13 protein-coding genes and 7 pseudogenes are annotated in these 17,941 nt (G+C 65.6%); 15 read left to right on the forward strand and 5 right to left on the reverse strand.

What is annotated here, in order from left to right; all coding sequences use genetic code 11:
- The first annotated feature begins 149 nt into the window (after positions 1-149).
- Positions 150-1,491 (forward strand): annotated as a pseudogene (gene dnaG / locus ACFQH2_RS14940) (DNA primase DnaG).
- Here the strand turns inward: dnaG and ACFQH2_RS14945 are convergent.
- Both ACFQH2_RS14945 and ACFQH2_RS14950 read right to left on the reverse strand, forming a co-directional pair.
- Complete coding sequence (locus ACFQH2_RS14945) at positions 1,427-1,942, reverse strand: GNAT family N-acetyltransferase (protein WP_377076882.1); 516 nt, start codon at positions 1,940-1,942, stop codon at positions 1,427-1,429. The pseudogene dnaG and the gene ACFQH2_RS14945 overlap by 65 nt on opposite strands.
- Positions 1,899-3,224, reverse strand: a complete 1,326-nt coding sequence (locus tag ACFQH2_RS14950; RefSeq protein WP_377054953.1) for a DUF92 domain-containing protein — start codon at positions 3,222-3,224, stop codon at positions 1,899-1,901. Before ACFQH2_RS14950 ends, ACFQH2_RS14945 begins: the two co-directional genes overlap by 44 nt.
- A 97-nt stretch (positions 3,225-3,321) precedes the next feature.
- Between ACFQH2_RS14950 and ACFQH2_RS14955 the strand changes: the two are divergent.
- The 3 genes and pseudogenes from ACFQH2_RS14955 to ACFQH2_RS14965 all read left to right on the forward strand — a co-directional run bounded on the left by ACFQH2_RS14955 (position 3,322) and on the right by ACFQH2_RS14965 (position 4,843).
- A pseudogene (locus ACFQH2_RS14955) lies at positions 3,322-3,926 on the forward strand (undecaprenyl diphosphate synthase family protein).
- 132 nt (positions 3,927-4,058) lie between these two features.
- Complete coding sequence (locus ACFQH2_RS14960) at positions 4,059-4,253, forward strand: cold-shock protein (RefSeq protein WP_377054957.1); 195 nt, start codon at positions 4,059-4,061, stop codon at positions 4,251-4,253.
- A gap of 185 nt (positions 4,254-4,438) precedes the next feature.
- Positions 4,439-4,843, forward strand: coding sequence for a DUF5778 family protein (locus tag ACFQH2_RS14965; RefSeq protein WP_377054959.1), 405 nt, complete (start codon positions 4,439-4,441; stop codon positions 4,841-4,843).
- A gap of 13 nt (positions 4,844-4,856) precedes the next feature.
- Here the strand turns inward: ACFQH2_RS14965 and ACFQH2_RS14970 are convergent, their stop codons facing one another.
- Positions 4,857-5,279, reverse strand: coding sequence for a Rieske (2Fe-2S) protein (locus ACFQH2_RS14970; RefSeq protein ID WP_377054961.1), 423 nt, complete (start codon positions 5,277-5,279; stop codon positions 4,857-4,859).
- A 117-nt stretch (positions 5,280-5,396) separates the two neighbouring features.
- Between ACFQH2_RS14970 and ACFQH2_RS14975 the strand changes: the two genes are divergently transcribed.
- The 6 genes and pseudogenes from ACFQH2_RS14975 to ACFQH2_RS15000 all read left to right on the forward strand — a co-directional run bounded on the left by ACFQH2_RS14975 (position 5,397) and on the right by ACFQH2_RS15000 (position 10,098).
- On the forward strand, positions 5,397-6,470 hold the full coding sequence (locus ACFQH2_RS14975; RefSeq protein WP_377054963.1) for an Lrp/AsnC family transcriptional regulator: 1,074 nt from the start codon (positions 5,397-5,399) through the stop codon (positions 6,468-6,470).
- Positions 6,471-6,551: 81 nt separating this feature from the next.
- Complete coding sequence (locus ACFQH2_RS14980; RefSeq protein ID WP_377054965.1) at positions 6,552-7,226, forward strand: precorrin-2 dehydrogenase/sirohydrochlorin ferrochelatase family protein; 675 nt, start codon at positions 6,552-6,554, stop codon at positions 7,224-7,226.
- Positions 7,226-8,612, forward strand: a pseudogene (gene hemA, locus ACFQH2_RS14985) (glutamyl-tRNA reductase). The gene ACFQH2_RS14980 and the pseudogene hemA overlap by 1 nt, the downstream one beginning before the upstream one ends.
- A gap of 41 nt (positions 8,613-8,653) precedes the next feature.
- A complete protein-coding gene (locus ACFQH2_RS14990) occupies positions 8,654-8,932 on the forward strand; it encodes a 4a-hydroxytetrahydrobiopterin dehydratase (protein WP_377054969.1) in 279 nt (92 codons plus the stop codon).
- 2 nt (positions 8,933-8,934) lie between these two features.
- Positions 8,935-9,303, forward strand: coding sequence for an LWR-salt protein (gene lwrS / locus ACFQH2_RS14995; RefSeq protein WP_377054971.1), 369 nt, complete (start codon positions 8,935-8,937; stop codon positions 9,301-9,303).
- A 166-nt stretch (positions 9,304-9,469) separates the two neighbouring features.
- Positions 9,470-10,098: pseudogene (locus tag ACFQH2_RS15000) on the forward strand (HAD family hydrolase).
- 60 nt (positions 10,099-10,158) lie between these two features.
- Here the strand turns inward: ACFQH2_RS15000 and ACFQH2_RS15005 are convergent.
- Entirely contained in the window at positions 10,159-12,057 is a 1,899-nt protein-coding gene (locus tag ACFQH2_RS15005; protein WP_377054975.1) for a molybdopterin biosynthesis protein, read from the reverse strand.
- Positions 12,054-13,284: pseudogene (gene glp / locus ACFQH2_RS15010) on the reverse strand (gephyrin-like molybdotransferase Glp). Before glp ends, ACFQH2_RS15005 begins: the two are co-directional and overlap by 4 nt.
- Positions 13,285-13,437: 153 nt before the next feature.
- Here glp and ACFQH2_RS15015 point away from each other — a divergent pair.
- From ACFQH2_RS15015 to ACFQH2_RS15035, 5 genes and pseudogenes are all read left to right on the forward strand, one after another.
- Positions 13,438-13,794, forward strand: coding sequence for an Hsp20/alpha crystallin family protein (locus tag ACFQH2_RS15015; RefSeq protein ID WP_377054979.1), 357 nt, complete (start codon positions 13,438-13,440; stop codon positions 13,792-13,794).
- Positions 13,795-13,800: 6 nt separating this feature from the next.
- Positions 13,801-15,470: pseudogene (locus ACFQH2_RS15020) on the forward strand (ABC1 kinase family protein).
- Positions 15,471-15,511: 41 nt separating this feature from the next.
- Positions 15,512-16,354, forward strand: coding sequence for a hypothetical protein (locus ACFQH2_RS15025; RefSeq protein ID WP_377076883.1), 843 nt, complete (start codon positions 15,512-15,514; stop codon positions 16,352-16,354).
- Positions 16,291-16,671, forward strand: a pseudogene (locus tag ACFQH2_RS15030) (alpha-amylase family glycosyl hydrolase); the annotation flags it as partial. The gene ACFQH2_RS15025 and the pseudogene ACFQH2_RS15030, both read left to right, overlap by 64 nt.
- A 74-nt stretch (positions 16,672-16,745) precedes the next feature.
- Positions 16,746-17,912, forward strand: a complete 1,167-nt coding sequence (locus ACFQH2_RS15035; RefSeq protein WP_377076884.1) for an alpha-amylase family glycosyl hydrolase — start codon at positions 16,746-16,748, stop codon at positions 17,910-17,912.
- Positions 17,913-17,941: the final 29 nt, after the last annotated feature.

Here is a 17,941-nt window from a genome sequence, read left to right on the forward strand (position 1 = left end):
GTTATCACGATAGATGGCGACTGAGGCGCTCGCAGGTGTCCTCGCCCAGTGACGACAGCTATTTGGGCCGGCCGACTCCTATATAAACTGTTCCATGGCCTTCATCATGGGCACATCACAATCACGCCTCTCACCGGGGCAGATCATCAATGGACGACACCACAAAATATCTCATTCACGCCGACGTCATCGCCAGCGGGGTGGTCGAGCGGAGTGACGTTGTCGGTGCGATCTTCGGTCAGACCGAGGGACTCCTCGGCGACGAACTTGATCTGCGAAGCTTACAGCAGTCCTCGAAAGTCGGTCGCATCGACGTCGAAATCGACTCCGCGGGCGGGGAGACGCACGGTACCGTAACGATAGCGACGAGTCTCGACAAGGTAGAGACGGCAACGCTCGCCGCGGCCCTCGAAACACTCACCAGAATCGGCCCGTGTCGGGCCGACCTGGAAGTAACGAACATCGAGGACGTTCGCGCGGCGAAACGCCGGGAAGTCATCGAGCGAGCACAGGAACTGTTCGTCGAGGCGTTCGACGAGACGACCAGCAGCAGCCAACAGATCCTCGAAGAGGTGCGCCAGCAGGTCCGGGTCGCCGACATCACCGAGTACGAGGGCTCCCTGCCGGCCCACGCGTCGAGGAGAGCGACGCTGTCATCGTCGTCGAGGGGCGTGCTGACGTCCTGACGCTGCTGAGTACGGCGTCAAAAACGCCATCGCGGTCGAGGGGACCGACGTTCCCCAGGAGGTCGCGGACCTGTCGGCCGAGCGGACGACCACGGTCTTTCTCGACGGCGACCGCGGCGGCGACCTGATCCTCAAGGAGTTCAGCCAACTGGGCGACGTCGATTACGTCACCTTCGCGCCGAACGGTCAGTCGGTCGAAGACCTCTCCAGAGAGGAAGTGTTCGAGGCGCTCCGCGAGAAAGTGCCGTACAACGTCGTCGAAGGCGCGTCGGCACCGCGCTCGGCCGTCGCCGCGACGGACGGAAGCGCCAGTCCAGCCCCACCCAGTGGCAGTTCCTCGGCGCAAGAACCGGTCGGGGAGGGTCCGCCCACGACGATCGATCCGGAACTAACTCGGGAAGGCGCCGACGGGGCGGAGTGCACTCCCCAGGAGGAGGCCGCCACGACGGAGGCGGCTGACGCCGGCAAGCAGACAGAGGACCGCGACGACGCCGACGAGAGCGAGCCACAGACCATCCACGGTCACGTACACGAGGTCGTGGGGAACGGTCTGGTCCGACTGCTCGACGACGATTTCGGCGTCGTCGAGGAGGGGGCCGTCTCGGAGGCGTTCGAGTTGCTGGACCGGAGCGACGCCACGGCGAACGCGCTCGTCCTCGACGCGCCGCTCGAACAGCGATTGCTGGATCTGGCGGCCCAGCGCGGGGTCAGACAGGTCGTCTCGACGTCGCTGGGCGAGTTCACGAAGCGACCGACGAGCGTCCGTATTCGGACGGCCGACGAACTCGTCGACGAGTCGGCCTGAGGGTCCGCGCGAGCAACAGCGCCGGGTCGCCGTCGTAGTACTCGGGATCGACGTCGACGACGTGAAACCCGGCGTCCTCGTAGAGCGACCGCGCCGCGTCGTTGTCGGGAGACACCGCAAGCGACAGCGTCGTAACGCGGTCGGGAAGCCGCGCCATCGTCGCCGCGAGCAGCGCCGATGCGCGGCCCTCCCGTCGGGCGTCCGGCGCGACGACGAGTTCGGCCAGGTAGGCGCTCTCTCCCCGGGGAGCGTCATCGCGTAGCCGACCGGCGTGTCGGTATCGTCGGTCGAGACGAGCAACAGGCCATAGTCCTCCAGCGCGCGCTCTAACGTCTCGGGCGCAGGTTCCGGTAGAAGCGACTGGAGCGCGCGCAAAACGGGGGCGTCGGCCCCGGTTGCAGTTCGGATCACGAGAGTCCAGTGAGGCCGAAGGCGACAGCCAGTACGACACCGGTAATCCCACCCGAAAGCGTCGCGAAGAAGTTGACGCTCTGGTTGCCGAAGTACTCGCCTTCGAGGGTCGCACCGACGAGGCTGTCGACTGTCATCCCGGCGATGCCTGCGGCGACGACGACGAGCGTTCCGGTCGTTCCGATGGTCGCGAACAGCAGTCCGGAAAAGAGCCCGATGATCGTCGCACCGACTGTTCCCGCGAGTTCGCCCTGCCAGGTGATCGCGCCGTCGGTACCGGGGGCGACGGGTTCGAGCGTCGTGATCAGTCGCGGCGCATCGAAGACGCTCCCGATCTCGCTGGAGAGGGTGTCGGCCAGCGCTGTCGAGAGCGAGCCAGCGAAGGCAAACAGGAAGAGGTACGGATCGACCGCGATCAGCCCCGCGTCCGCGGCGGCGTAGCCGAAGACGGCGGCGAGCGCGACCGTCGCGTTACCGAGTACGTTCGCGCTCCCACGCGCGCCGTCGTTGCCCTCCGCGACGCCCCGATCACGCTTGTCCTCGTAGCGGAACTTGGTCGATAGCCCGCCGATACCGAAGAAGGCGATCATGACGGCGAACCAGGAGTAGCCGCCGAGGACGATGGCGACGAAGGCGAGGAAGACGCCGGTGAGCATCCCCTCGACCGAGGCAGTTTCCAGCGCGTACGAGAGGTAGCCGACGGCGACGGTGACGCCGAGAGCGACTGCCACGTCGAGGGTGCTCGTCGTGAGCGTCACCTCCGAGAGCAGCCACAGCAACAGGCCGATCGAGAGGATCACCGGCGGGTCGTCACGGCCCAGCAGGACCGTCCGGATCAACGCGCCGACAAGCGCGCCACAGGTCGCCATCACGACGAGTTGTGAGGCGTGTGGTATCGGCTCGGCCGCGATCAGTACGGCGAGATACTGGGCGGCAACGCCCGCGAGCAGTCCGCCGGCGACAAAACCTGCGGCGTCGGCGAAGGGGCCGTCGCCGTAGCCCCGACCGAGTTCCGCGGCGAGGTTCCCGTAGGCGTACAGCACGATAGAGCCAGCAAACACCGCTACGGGAAGAGCGGTGAAAACAGTGAGAAATCCGAGCACTACGGCTGCGACGGAGAAGCCGACGAGGCCTTTCAGCCGCTCGTCCCGGCGATCACCGGGGCGAGCGAACAACTCGAAGGCAACCCCGTCGGTGACGAGGACCGCGCCCACCGCGACCAGCGCGAAGAGGCCGGTCGCGACGCGTGCGTCGACTGCTGCGACGAGCGCAAGTGTTCCGACCGCGGCAAACGCCCCCGCTCGTCGTTCGGATGAGGTCACACTATTCCCTTCCTTTACCTGATGGTTACATAAGAGTCCCGAAGCCACGGCGTTCCAAGCCGGTGTGTTTACCACAGCGCGGGATCTGAACACGAACGTGGGACTGTACGATCGGTATCTCGCCCTGCGTGTCCGCCGTCACGACGCACCGCCGCCGGCACACGTCGCCCTCGTGCTCGCGGAGCGTGACCTGCTGAGCGGGGTGCCTACGACACGCTCGAATCCTTCTTCGAGTTGGCTTTCGAGTACGGCACCGACCGCGTAACGGTCTACGTCAGCGTGCTGGACGAAGCCGTCGCACCGACGCTCGAACGGTCGCTCCGGGACGTCGACGCACCGAAACCGATGGCGATCAGGGGGCCGACCGACGGGGACCGGGCCGACGCGCCGATCCAGATAAGCATCGGCCTCGGGGGAAACACGAGTTCACGACGGCTGTCCAGGCGCTCGCGACGGAGGTCGAAGGGGGAGCTTTCGCCCGACGCCGTCACCGAGCACGACGTCGAGGAACGACTCGTCTTTCCGGACGCGCCGGATCTCGTGGTCAAGACCGGTGCCGAACGCCTGTCGGATTTCATGATCTGGCAGTCAGTCTACTCGGAGCTATACTTCACTGACGTCAACTGGCGGGACTTCCGGCGTCGCGATTATCTCCGTGCCCTACGGGAGTACAAACAACGCTCCCGGCGGTTCGGCCGGTAGGAGAACGCCGGGAGACGAACTCTCTCGTGTTCCCATACCCACTTCGTTTGCAGTGGGTCCTCCGTGGTTTCGTGTCATCGAGCGTACGAAACCCAACCGTTTTTATACCAGAACAAACGACTACTAGGTGCAATGGCGAAAGGTACGGTTGACTTCTTCAACGACACGGGCGGTTACGGATTCATCGAAAGTGACGACGCTGACGAAGACGTATTCTTCCACATGGAAGACGTCGGCGGGCCTGACCTGGAGGAAGGTCAGGAAGTCGAATTCGAGATCGAAGAGGCCGAGAAGGGCCCACGAGCGAAGAACCTCGTCCGCCTGTAACACGACCCGAACGGTGCGGTTCCGGGCGTCGCGTTGGGGTCACACTCAGGCGGTCCGCCCGTGCAGTACGTCTTCCCGTATTTTCTACACTTCCCAGCCGAGGCTATCTCGTTCGCTCACCGCGTTCCGAAATCGTGGAGCGCGAGACCGTGAGCGATATACGTTCAGTTCCGAAAGTAACGGGTATGCCCGAGGTACTCGACGAGGAACTCTACCAGCGCACGAAGCGGCTACTCGAACCGGGAGAGATCCAGCTCAACGGTGCCGTGGTCCACACCGAACTCGGCTCCGAGGACGAAATCGACATGATGCAAGCGACCCTCGACGTCGGCGAGATTATCGCCGAGCACGCGGGCTACGATCCGAAAGACACCTTCGTCTACTCCGGCAACGACGACCCCGACTTCTCCTCGAATCAGCATCAGGGGCTGACCCTCGACGACGAGGAGTTCGTCTGGGAGTGCCAACAACTACTGCGCGAGGGGACGTTCGACATCGTCTTTTACTACGAGGCCAGCGCCGACCAGGACGCGATTCTGGCGGACATCGAGGCGGCCGGGTTCGCCGTCTCCGGCGTCGAGGGCGAATAGCGCTCTCGCCGACTCAGAACTGGAGATGTGAGGTCGAGTCGGGACCGTCGTCGCCGTCGTCGTCGCTCGTACCGGTCCCGAGATAATCGACGTAATCGTCAGTCAGGTACACCTGTCCCCCATCGACGGTGATATCGACCGACGGGAGCGTCGTGCCCGCCGCTTCGCCGTTGTCGCACTCGCCCGAGCACGTGTCGAAGATCGAGCCGTGTTTCGGGCAGACGATGCCGTCGTCGCGAACGATTGCACCGATTTCCTCCCGGTAGAGCCGCTGGTTCTCGTGGGTACAGCGGTTTATCCACGCCTCGACGCCGGTGCCCTCACAGGGGACGAGAACCACCTCCTCCTGTGAACCGTGCTGGTCACGTACCGTGAACAGCCACGATCCCTCCTCTCGCACCGTTTCGACGCTCGTCAACCGATAGCGACCGCTCATATGCGGCCACTGGGACGGAACCCCGTTAATTCCTCGGCCGGGAGTCCTCGACAGCCGTGACCGCCAGCCGATAGTCGTCCCGAGGGGCTTATGTCCGGTCGTTCCCGAGGTTCGGGTATGAGTACTGACGCCGCGGACCTGACCGAGCAGGACCGGGCGATCGTCAACGCGTTTCAGGGCGGCTTCCCCGTCGTCGCCGAGCCGTTCGAACCGGCCGCGGCGGCGCTTGCCGAACACGGGATCGAGCTATCGGCCGAGGCGCTACTGGACCGGGTTCGTGAACTCGACGAGGAGGGGACGCTGACCCGCTTTGGCGCGCTGATCAACGCCCAGGAGATCGGCGGCGCGGCGACGCTCGTCGCCATGCACGCCCCCGAGGAACGGTTCGACGAGATCGCAGAGCAGGTGAACGGCTTCACCGAGGTCGCACACAACTACGAGCGCGAGCATCCGTATCTGAACATGTGGTTCGTCGTGAGCGTCGCCGATCCCGACCGGGTCGAGACGGTGCTCGGGGAGATAGAGGACGCGACGGGCCAGGAGACGTACAACCTGCCCAAACGCCAGGAGTTCCGCGTCGAGGCGAAGTTCTACGTCGACGGGCCGATCGAGGGCGGTGCGGTCGACTGCTCCGACCTCGGGCCAGACGTGACGCCGAGCGGTCGCGAGACGCTCACGCCCCAGGAACTCGATCTCGTCCTGGAGATCCAGGGCGGCCTACCGATCTCGGCGACGCCCTATGCGGACGTCGCCGCGGCAATCGACGCCGAAACCGACTGGGTCATCGAGACGATCAAGCGGTTCGATGCCGAGGGGAAAGTCAGACGCGTCGGCGTGATCCCGAACCACTACGCGCTTGGCTACACCGAGAACGGCATGACGGTCTGGGACGTCCCTGACGAACTGGTCGACGAGGTCGGCCCCGAAATCGCCGGACTCCCCTTTGTCACCCACTGCTACCGTCGGCCGCGTCACGATGGCGTCTGGCCGTACAACTTCTTCGCGATGACCCACGGTCGGACCGAGGCCGAGAGCGAACGTCGGATCGAGCAGGTACGCGAGCGGATGGCCGAGTACTGGGACGTCAGCGACGAGGACTGGGACTCCCTGTTCTCGACGCAGATCCTGAAAAAGACCGGAATCCGCCTCGACGAACGGGCGGAGGCCAACACCACACCGGCCGGGGAGTGATCGCCCGAACATGTACGGCACAACGACCATCGTGTGGAGTGTAGATATGCAGACTATCGCGAGAGCTATCGAGCGAAGACCATGATCCCACTGCTCCACGACTTCAGCGGTGCGACGGTGCTCGTCTTCGGCGGCGGCCGCGTCGGCGCGCGAAAGGCCCGCCGGTTCGCCCGCGAGGCCGACGTAATCGTCGTTAGCCCGACGTTCGCCGAGCAGGAGTTCGGCGACAGCGACCTGATCCGCGAAGCGCCCGACGCCGAGTCGGTCCGTGAGTGGATCGATCGGACGGAGCCAGCACTGGTCGTCGCGGCGACAAACGACGAATCGGTCAACGAGGCGGCCGAGACGGCCGCCCGCGAAGGCGGGGCGCTAGTCAACCGAGCGGACCGGAGCGGCGCGACCGACGACGGCAACAGGGCGGTCGACGACGTGGTCGTCCCGGCAACGGTGCGGGACGATCCGGTGGTCGTCGCCGTCTCCACCGGCGGTACAAGCCCGGCGCTATCGCGGTATCTCCGCCGGCAGATCGAAACGGAACTCGAGGGCGCGGGCGGGATGGCCGAGTTGACAGGGACGCTCCGCGGCGAACTCCGGACGGTATCGCTCTCGCCGAGCGAGCGCCGGGACGCCGTCAGAACGGTCGTGGAGTCTCCAGCGGTTTGGAAGGCTTTACGTAGTCGAACATCTAATGTCCGGCAAGTGGCAGAGGACGTGATCCAGGAGGAACTCGGGGAGTTCCCGGGTGATGGTGAATGATGAACGCTACAGGGGCCGTAACTGGGGTTAGCGTCTCGCATAGCACCGCGACCGTCGACGACGTGGCACGGGCGGGTGCGGCCGACCAGCGTGCAGAGGTCGCAGAGCTAATCGAGAAGCCGTACGTGACTGAAGCGTTCGCGCTTCACACCTGCAACCGAACGGAAGCGTACGTCGTCACCGACGACGCCTCCGTCGGCCGGGCGGCGTTCGAAACGTTCGCACCGCACGTAGACGACGAGTCGGTCCGCTACATGGACCACGAGGAGAGCCTCGGACACCTCATGCGCGTCGCAGGGGACTCGAATCGCTGGTCCTGGGCGAGGACCAGATCCTCGGGCAGGTCCGGACGGCCTACGAGGACGCCCGCGGCGAAGACGGGATCGGCCCGATGCTCGAAGATGCCGTGACGAAGGCGATTCACGTGGGCGAGCGCGTCAGGACGGAGACAGCGATCAACGAAGGAATCGTCTCGCTGGGCAGTGCCGCCGCGACCGTCGCGATGCGCGAACTCGACACCGATGCGCCGACAGCGCTCGTCATCGGTGCCGGGGAGATGGGGACGACTGCCGTCAAGGCGCTCGCGGATCGCGGCGTCAACGATATCGTCGTCGCCAACAGGACGATGCCGCATGCCGAGCATCTCGCGAGCGAGGTCGACGCCGATGCGACCGCCGTCCCGCTACAGGGTGCGGACGCCGTCGCCGAGCGTGCCGACCTCGTCGTCTCGACGACCGCGAGCGATAGCCCGGTCATCGGCGTCGAACCGTTCGAGACAGAGGGGAGACGGTCGTCGTCGACCTCGCACAGCCTCGCGACGTGGATCCGAGAGTTGCGGATATCGAGCGCGTCACCGTCTATGATCTCGATACGCTCACGTCGGTCACCGAGCAGACGCGACGCCAGCGCCGCGCCGCGGCCGAGGAGGCCGAGGAGATAATCGATGCCGAGTTCGATCGGCTGGTCAACCAGTACAAACGGAAACGGGCCGACGAGGTTATCGCCGCGATGTACGAGAGCGCGGATCGGGTCAAATCCCAGGAGGTCTCGACTGCCGTCTCGAAACTGGAGGCCGAAGCGGACGCCGAACTCTCCACGGACGAACGCGAGGTCGTCGAGTCGATGGCCGACGCGCTCGTGAGCAAGCTACTCGCGCCGCCGACCAAGAGCCTGCGCGAGGCCGCCGGCGAGGACGACTGGACGACCATCAACACGGCACTCCAGCTATTCGACCCCGAGTTCGACGGCGAGAGCTACCCGCCGATGCCTCCCGAAGGGATCGACCGCGAAGATTTCGTCGACGGACTTCCCGAGGGTATCTCCCCGGAAGAACTCCCTGACGAGTTCCCGGAAGAAATCACCGAAAGCGCGCTTTCGGATGACTGACGGGGTGACCTTTTATTTTCTTGCAGACCGACGAACGTCGTATGGCAGATTTGCTATCCGACGAGGAGATCAGCGAGCAACTTCCCGATGGCTGGGAGCGTGAGGGCGACGAGATAGTTCGCGTCTACGAGTTCGACGAGTACCTTCGTGGGGTCACCTTCGCACAGATGGTCGGCGAAATCGCCGAGGCGGAGTTCCACCACCCGACGATCGAGATCCGCTACAAGGAAGTCGAGATCCGCTTTACCAGCCACGAGGAGGGTGGAATCACGGATCAGGACATCCATATGGCCGACCTGATCGAGTCCGAACACGACTGAAGATGAACGCTCGCTACGTCTTCGCCGTCGAGTTCCGGGTGCCAGTCGACGACCCGGAACTACGCCTCGACCCGGAGACGTTCGAGACGAAACTCTACCGCTCGGCGGCCTCGCCGGGCGACGAAGGCTGGCTGTTTTTCCGTAACAACCTCTGGCGCGGCGAGGTCGGCGACGAGGCACATATGCGCCAACTGACCACCGAGGAACTCCACGTCGACGTCGAATCCGTCGAGTACCGGGCGTTCGAGACGGACGAGGCGTATCTAGACGCGCTGAAAGAGGAGATCGCCGCGGACCTCGACCCGTTCAACGCCGACAGCGTCACCGAAGTGCTCTCGAAGTACTTTTCGAGTTCGCTGGAGGTCGAGTAACGCCACGGTTCGGAGCCTATCGCGCCGGAAACCACGGCGGATGGTCGTGTCGCCCACCGTCGCCCAGTCCGGCATCGAAGGGACCGTATACTGTTGCCTAGAGAGCCCCTGAGGCTCCGAATGAGGGGAATACTTATTCCGTTCTATCGCATACCTAATCTTCCCGATGGTTCCCGATTACGACTTCTGGCTGCTCGACCTCGACGGGACGCTCGTCGACGTCGAACCCGCCTACGTCTACGAGGTGATGGACGAGGTGGGGCGGCGACTCGGCCGGGAGTTCACGACACGCCAGGCCGAACTGCTCTGGCACGGCTACGGCGGGCAGCGTGACCAACTGCTCGACCAGCTGGGATCGATCCACAGCGGTTCTGGGCGACGTTTCACGAGGTCGAGGACCCGATCACCCGCTCCGAGTCGACGTTCCTGTACGAGGACGCCACCTTCGTCGGCGAACTCGACCGGCCGACCGGGCTGGTGACCCACTGTCAGAACTATCTGACCGGTCCTGTCCTGGAGTACCACGACATCGCCGACTGGTTCGACACCGTCATCTGCTGCACCGACGACGTGGGGTGGAAGCCCGACCCCGCGCCCGTCGAAGAGGCGATGGGCAACCTCGACGTCGGCCAGAACGGCCACGCCGGCGCGCTCGTCGGCGACAGTGCCGAGGATATCGGTGCAGCCAGAAACGCCGGTATCGACGGCATCCACGTCCAGCGCTACGATCCCCACGAACGCGGCTTCGTCGTCTGGGGCGACCGCCACATCCGCTCGTTCGACGAACTCGCATGAAACCGTGCCGAGGGCCTGACCGCCGGATCGCCCCAACCGACGGCTAACGTGCCGCCGGATTTAGGGGCGCTGATAGCCGTCGAGGTCGGCGAGCACCGAGTCGATATCCGCCAGCGCAGCAGCGAGTTCCTGCAGTCCGTGTTTCCCAAGTCGATCCGGGAGCGCCAGCACGCGCACCGTCTCGACGCCGAGCGGGACGAAGCCGAGGTCGAGCCGTGACGCGGTCGCCCGAAGCCCGAGACCGGCGTCAGCACGGCCGTGTTTCACTTTTCGAGCGGGGCTCTCGTGCGCACGGACGGCCAGGTCGAAGCCGTCGATGGCCTCGACCAGTTCGTGCCGGGTCGTCCCCCGGTCGTCCGCCAGATCCGCGATAGCTTCCGAGAGCGTCGTCCGCAGGCCCGAATCGGTCGTCCGGTTGATCAGGCGCAGATCGCGGTCGACGAGGTCGCCCAGCCCCTCGATACGGTCCGGATTGCCGGCCGGAACGACCAGCCCCCACTCGCGTTGCCAGGTGGCCAGCTCGTCGGCCTCGACGTCCGGAGCCGCCGACCCGCTCGTGACGGCTACGTCGGGGACGCCATCGCGAAGCCGGCGGAGTCCCTGACGCGTCCCGACCGACAGATAGCGGGGGTTCGAGAGCCGGTCCAGTAGCCGGGAGACGGCCGGGTCGTCCTCGCCGACGCCGAAGACGGTGGGCGGTCGGACGTCCGGCGAGAACAGTTTGACAGTGACTGGCTCGCCCGCCGCGAGGTAGTCCGTTTCGGCGTCGACCGTAACGAGTCCATCGGCGTCGGCCAGACTCGTCGTTGCGCCGCTGCCCTTGTCGACCGGATAGACGAGTCGGTCGCCCGTACCGCTCTCGACCAGTCCGACCGGCATGAGCCGGCGTCGACCCTGATCGTGGCGGGCTTCTGTCGCCATCTCGCCGTCGACCGTCGCGGACGCAGGCTCCGGTAGCCCGGCGGCGTCTCTGATCAGCGGGGCCACGAAGACCCGGAACGTCATCATCGCGGAGACGGGGTAGCCGGGCAGGCCGACGTACGCGCCGCCGGCGAGTTCGCCGACCAGCATCGGCTTGCCGGGCTTGATGCCGACGCCGTGGAGCAGCAGTTCGCCGCGGTCCTCGATCACCTGGTAGATGACGTCGACCGCACTGGCGCTGGTCGACCCCGACGAAAGTACGATGTCACACTCCTCGCTGGCCTCGACGAGGATGCGCTCCATCTCGTCGTAGTCGTCGCCGGCGTGGGGGTACAGCACCGGTTCGCCGCCGGCCTCCTCGACAGCCGTCGCGATAGTGTAGCTGTTGACGTCGTAGATCTGTCCGGCATCGCTGTTCAGCGTCTCGCCCGGCCGGACGAGTTCGTCCCCCGTCGAGACGATGCCGACCGTCGGCTGTCCGCGGACCGGCACTTCGTCGACGCCGAGCGCCGAGAGCAGGCCGATCTCACGGGCGGTGAGTCGCATTCCGGGGCCGAGCGCCCGCTCGCCAGCGGCGACGTCCGCACCGGCGAGCATGACGTTGTCGCCCGGCGCGACCGAGGTACGGACCAGCACGTCACGGTCGTCGCCCTGGCCCTCGTCGTCGGTCCGCTCGACCGGGACCATCGCGTCCGCGCCCGGCGGCATCACCGCGCCGGTAGAGATTTCGACCGCTTCGCCATCGTCCACTTCGACTGTGGGGTCCGCGCCCGCGTGGACGGTACCGACGACGGAGAGTCTGGCGGGGTCGGCCTCGTCCGCACCGAACGTGTCCCGAGCGCGCAGCGCGTAGCCGTCCAGATTGGCACGGTCGAACCCCGGCACGTCGAGCGCCGCATCGACGCGCTCGGCGAGCACACGACCGCCGGCGTCGGCCAGCGGGACGTGCTCGGTGTCGGGCGATAGCTCTAGACCGTCGACGACCTCGTGTGCGACGTCGGGATCGGTCAGTTCGCGGAACTGGCGGCGCTCGCTCACGGCGACCACTCCCAGTGCTGGACAGCGACCGTCTCACCCTCTGGAATCCCCTCACGGGGTTCGGGCACCACGACCCAGCCGTCAGCGAGCGCGACGCTGGAGAGGACCCCGAGCCTTTCGCCCGTGTCGGCTCCGCGACCAGTTCCTCGCCCTCCTGCCCGGTCCGGACCCGGGCGAACGTTCTGGTTCCGGGTTCGCTCGCTATCTTCCGATCCAGTCGAGCCTGTCGGGTCGGATGGGCAGGGGGCGACGTGCCACGGACCCAGTGCATCGCCGGTCGCAGGAACTGGACGGCGTTGACGATACACGCCACCGGATAGCCCGGGAGCATGAGCACCGGCGTCTCCTCGACGACGCCGAGCGCAACGGGGTGGCCGGGCTTGAGGCCGACACCGTGGACCAGCACCTCGCCCAGTTCGTCGACGACCTCGGGGATCAGGTCGCGCTCGCCGACCGACGAGCCACCGGTCGTCACGACGATGTCCTTGGTCAGGTCGCGCTGGACCGCCGCCCGCAGGCTCTCGAAATCGTCGGTGACGACGTTCCGGTACTCCGTGCGGCCGCTCCAGCGCGAGACCAGCCGTGAGACCGTCAGGCCGTTCGTCTCGATTACTTCGCCGGGCTGGGGGTCGTGCTGGACAGCTCCTCGCCGGTCGGGATCACGCCGACCGTCGGCTCGTCGTAGACGGCGACCTCGTCGACGGCTAGCGACTTCAGCAGCCCCAGATCCGAGGGGCGAAGTCGGTGGCCCGGTTCGTACAGCGCCTGGCCCGCTTCGACGTCCTCGCCGACCGGTGCGACGTTCTCGCTCTCGGCTACGGCGTCGAACACCTCTATCTCGCCGGCGACCTCGTCGACGTCCTCGATCATCACGACGGCATCACAGCTCTCCGGCACTTCGCTCCCCGTGTGGACGCGAACGGCCTCGCCCGGTGCGGGGTCGGCGTCCCGGTCCGCGGTCCGCAGGAGTTCCGGTGATCGGCTGCTCGCGCCGAAGGTGTCCGCCGCGCGCACGGCGTAGCCATCCATCGCCGCCCGACGATAGTGCGGGACGTTTCGCCGTGCGGTTACTGGCTCTGCGAGGAACTTGCCGTCAGCCTGGGTCAGTGGAAGTTCCGTCGAGCCGACCGTCTGGCTCGTTGCTTCGCGCAGTCGTTCTCTGGCCTCGTCGACCGGCGTCCGGTGTTTGAACCCCGACCGTTTCCGATCGGGCTCGGAATCGCTCATACACCAGTGTGGTGTCGCGACGGCAAAAAACCGAGTGCCAGGCTGGTAACGAACCTGCCAGGAGATCGGTCGGCCCGGTCGCCCGGCACAACTGCTCCGGGCGGAGATACCGGGACCACGGCCTTTTTCGCTTCCCGTTACTAAGAGAGAGTTATGTCAGCGCTGCGCGATGCCCTGCGCGATCTGCCCGATGCCGTGTTCGCCGATCTACTGGAGAGCGAGGAGGAGTATCTGCTCGTGATCGATCTGCCAGGCGTGACCGGCGAGACCCTCGACGTGCGAGTCGACGGCGGTCGCCTGATCATCGAGGCCCGCAGAGAGAAGGCCCTGCCGACCGATTTCGAGTATCTCCGCGAGGACCGCTCGCTGTTTCTCGACGCCGAGGTACCCCTGCCGCCGGACGCGACCGGCCAAGATGCCACGGCGACGATAGACCGTGGCGTGCTCGAACTCACCCTCCCCAAAGAGACCGGAGAGGTCGAAACGACGATCGAAGTGCATGACGAGTAGACGGGGGTGGTGAGCCTGGTCAACCTCCGCGCCTACTGGCGCTTTTTCATAGTAGCGAGACAGTTCTTTCCCCTCCTGTTCGCGTACGCCCGCGACCGGAACCGCTTCCTGGTGTTCGGGCGAGGGCGGTCGGTCGACAGCAGCACGCGCCGCCAGCGCGCCGAGCATCTGCTGGACACGCTGTTGACGCTTGGACCGACGTTCATCAAACTCGGACAGCTACTGTCGACACGGCCCGACATCCTGCCCCCGGAGTACATTCAGGTGCTCTCACAGCTACAGGACGAGGTTCCCCCGGCCGACTGGGAGGACGCGAGGACCGTCATCGAGGACGAACTCGGCCCGGTCGACGAGTACTTCGACGGGTTCGACACCGAGTCGATCAGCGGCGCGAGTCTCGGTCAGGTCCACCGCGCCCGGGTTGACGGGCAGGAAGTCGCCGTGAAGATCCGACGCCCCAACGTGAAAGGGCTCGTCGAGGCGGACCTGCGAGTCATCAACTGGTCGCTTCCGATCCTCATGTTCTTCATCGGCGAGGCGCGGTCGTTCTCGCTCCGGAACCTCTCCGACGAGTTCGCGAAGACGATCCGCGAGGAGATGAACTACCAGCGCGAGGCGGCGATGCTGAAAGATATCAAGCAGAACTTTGCCGACGACGAGACGATCCGGATCCCCGCCGTGATCGACTCCCGGTCCGGGCCGAAGGTACTGACGATGGAGTACGTCCCGGGGACGAAGATCAACGATATCGAGGCGCTGGACGACGCGGGAATCGACCGGACCGAGCTGCGACGACCCTCCAGCGGGCATACCTCAAGATGATCATCGACGATGGCGTCTTCCACGCCGACCCCCACCCCGGCAACCTCGCCGTGCAGGAGGACGGGACCATCGTCTTCTACGACTTCGGTATGAGCGGGCAGGTCGATCCGTTCGTCCAGGAGAAAGTCGTCGACTTCTACATCGCCGTCGCAAACCAGGATATCGACGGTATTCTGGACGTGCTCGTCGAACTGGGAACGCTCTCGCCGGACGCCGACCGGGCAGTGATGGCCGACGCGCTGGAACTGGCTATCGCCGACGCCCGCGGGGAGGACATCGAGACCTATCGCGTCCAGGAGATCGTCGGCCAGATCGAGGACTCGATCTACGAGTTCCCGTTCCGGCTACCCAAGAACCTCGCACTCGTCCTGCGCGTCGCGACCGTCGTCGAAGGGGTCTGCGTGACGCTCGACCCGGATTTCGACTTCATCACGATCGCGACCGATTATCTCTCCGAGGAGGGGTATCGCGAGGAGACGGCACGCCGATACCTCTCCGACGCCGGTGAGGAACTACAGGACACCGCCGAGTCGTTGTTCAGAGTCCCGCCGAAAGTCGAGAGCGCACTCGACCGGATCGAGCGCGAAAACTTCCATCTGCGAGCGGATATCGAGGACTCGGACGACCTTCTGGACCGCCTCGCGAAACGACTCGTGCTGGGAATCCTCGTGGCGACGGGGACCCTCTCGACGGCGCTTTTGTACGCCTTTGCGACCGCAGAGTCCGCGGCTATCGTCGTCGTCCCCACGCTGTTGGTTGGCTTTCTGCTGTACCGCTCGTTCACCAAGCGCCGCGGTATCCGGGCAAGCCCACAGTTTACTCGCCAGAACCTTCGGGAGCGCGAGGAGGAGTGAGACCGAAGACGTATTGAGCCAGGGCGAAAAAACGATGAATAATGTCATCCTCATTTGATCCAGAGACACCGGTCGAGTCGTATCATCCCGGCCACACGCGGTTCGTCCGCGTCGGTGAGCCGATCCACGATTCGGTGTTCGTCATCGACGCCGACGACACCGCACTCGGTGTCGACGTGGAGATCGACCAGGGAGGGCGTGACAATCTCGCGCCGCGCCTTCCGGATCTGTCTGTCGACCCCGAGAACTACGACGACGACGATTTCGAGTGGTCGGTCGTCTCGACGCCCGAGGAGAGCGATGGGGAGGTCCTCTCCTTTGCGACCTCGAAGACGGAGATTATCCGGTACGATGCCGGGGCGGACAACGCCGCCGAGTTCGTGGCCGATGTGCCGGGCGAGTACGTACTCGGACTCGACGCGCCGGATGGCCAGCACGAACTGACGCTGTACGCGTTCCCCGAGGGGACGGGTGCCCTCGTCCTCGCATCGAACTCGACGGCGAGTACGACGAGACGGGCGAGCGCTTCCGAATCGAATCGAACGCGAACCTCGCGCCGTCGAGCGACGCCGCTCCCGGAGATCTGCGCGTCGAGTTCCTCGCGGACGACCGGGACGCACTCGCGACGGCCGACGTCGAGGTCGCGGATGACGGCCGGTCGGCCACCGTACCGGTCGCAGCGCTCGACGGCGAGACGGCACGCGTTCACGCCGCCGCCTACGACGGGTACGAGACCAGCGTACAGGACTCGGTCGAACTCGATCCCGCAGGCGAGGTCTTCCTGCCGAACCGCTCGCCCGAGTGGATCGACGACGCCGTCATGTATCAGATCTTCCCGCGCTCGTGGGCGGGCGAACGCGGCAAGACGACCTTCCAGACGCTGATCGGCGGCGACGAGGAGACCGGCGCACGCGGCGTCGAGTATCTCGACGAACTGGGCGTCGACGTCCTCTGGGTGACGCCGGTCGTCCCGGCGACGAGCGCGCAGATGGACCTGCCACCGGGCGGCCCCCACGGCTACGGCACCCTCGATTATCTGGGGATCGCCGAGGACCTCGTCCCCGAGAGCTACGACGACCCGGTCGCCGCTTACGCCGATTTCGTCGAGGCGTGTAACGAGCGCGGTATCAAGGTGTTATTCGACCTCGTGATCAACCACGCCGGACGGTGGATCGACCAGTTCGTCGACACCATCGCCGAGGGCGATCAGTCGGTCGAGGCGGGCAACAGCGCTACCGTCAAGGCCTGGAACGAGGAGTCCACATACTTCGACTGGTGGGACCGCGTCAACTCCCCCGCTACGCCAAAGACGGCTCCCAGATCGAGGCCGCACCGCGTGCGACCGGCTTTGCGGATCTCCAGTGGATGCCCAACATCAACTACGAGAACCTCGCGATGCGCGAGTACATCCTCAGCGTCGCGGACTTCTGGTCCCGCGAGGTCGGCGTCGACGGCTTCCGCTGTGACGTCGCCTACGGCGTTCCCCACAGTTTCTGGAAGGATGTCCGCGAACTGGTTCGGGAGAACAACAGCGAGTTCCTGCTGCTCGACGAGACGCTCCCGACCGATCCCGCGTTTTCGGAGAACGAGTTCGACATGCACTACGACTCCTACGGGTTCACCTTCACCGCCCAGAACGTGCTTGAAGAGGGTGATGGCCTCACCGAGGGCCAAGAGCGCGTCGAGCATCTCTACGACTTCGCCGCCGATCCCAGCAATCCCGAACAACTCGTCGAGGACGTCTTGGCGCGCCAGGACCACGGCGTCCCCGATCACTCGCGAGTGCTCAACGCCGTCGAGAACCACGACGAGCAACGTCTTCTGAACCGCACTGCGGTCGACCTTGCGAATCCGGACCGCGACAGCGTCACCGAGGCTGAGTGGGACGACGCCGCGAAGGGACAGCGTGCTGCCTTCGCTGCCTGCATCGCCCTGCCGGGCGTTCCGATGGTCTACTACGGGCAGGAGCGCCAGATCAGCCGCTACGGCGAGGGACGGGTCTCCGACCCCGACGACCGCCGCGGGCGCGACGACGAGGGGAACGTCAGACCCGAAGAGGACGTCCGGCCGGGCGGCCGCCAGCGTGCGTTCATGAACTGGGAGGAGTACGACGAGGATCATCTCGAGTTCTACAGGGGGATGATCGATCTGTATCACGACCTCGACGTCCTGCACCCGGACGCCGAGCTATCGTCGAAGCCGACCGACGACGAGATAGATGCTGTCCTGTTCACCCGCGACGCAAGCGAGCGAGACGACGTGTCGGGGCCGGAAACGGTACTCGTCGTCGTCAACTTCGAGTCCGAGCCAGTGACGATCGGACTGCCCGAGGGCGTCGAACCGGAGAACCTCGCAGTCGACGACGGCGGGAGCGACGGCGGGACCGTCACAGTCGACACCGTCGGCGTCTTCGCGGTCACCGGAACGCTCGCCGAGAACTGAGCGGCGACGGCGCAATCTACACGCCGGCC

This window comes from Natronoarchaeum sp. GCM10025703 (assembly GCF_042661985.1).
Taxonomy (GTDB): Archaea; Halobacteriota; Halobacteria; order Halobacteriales; family Natronoarchaeaceae; genus Natranaeroarchaeum.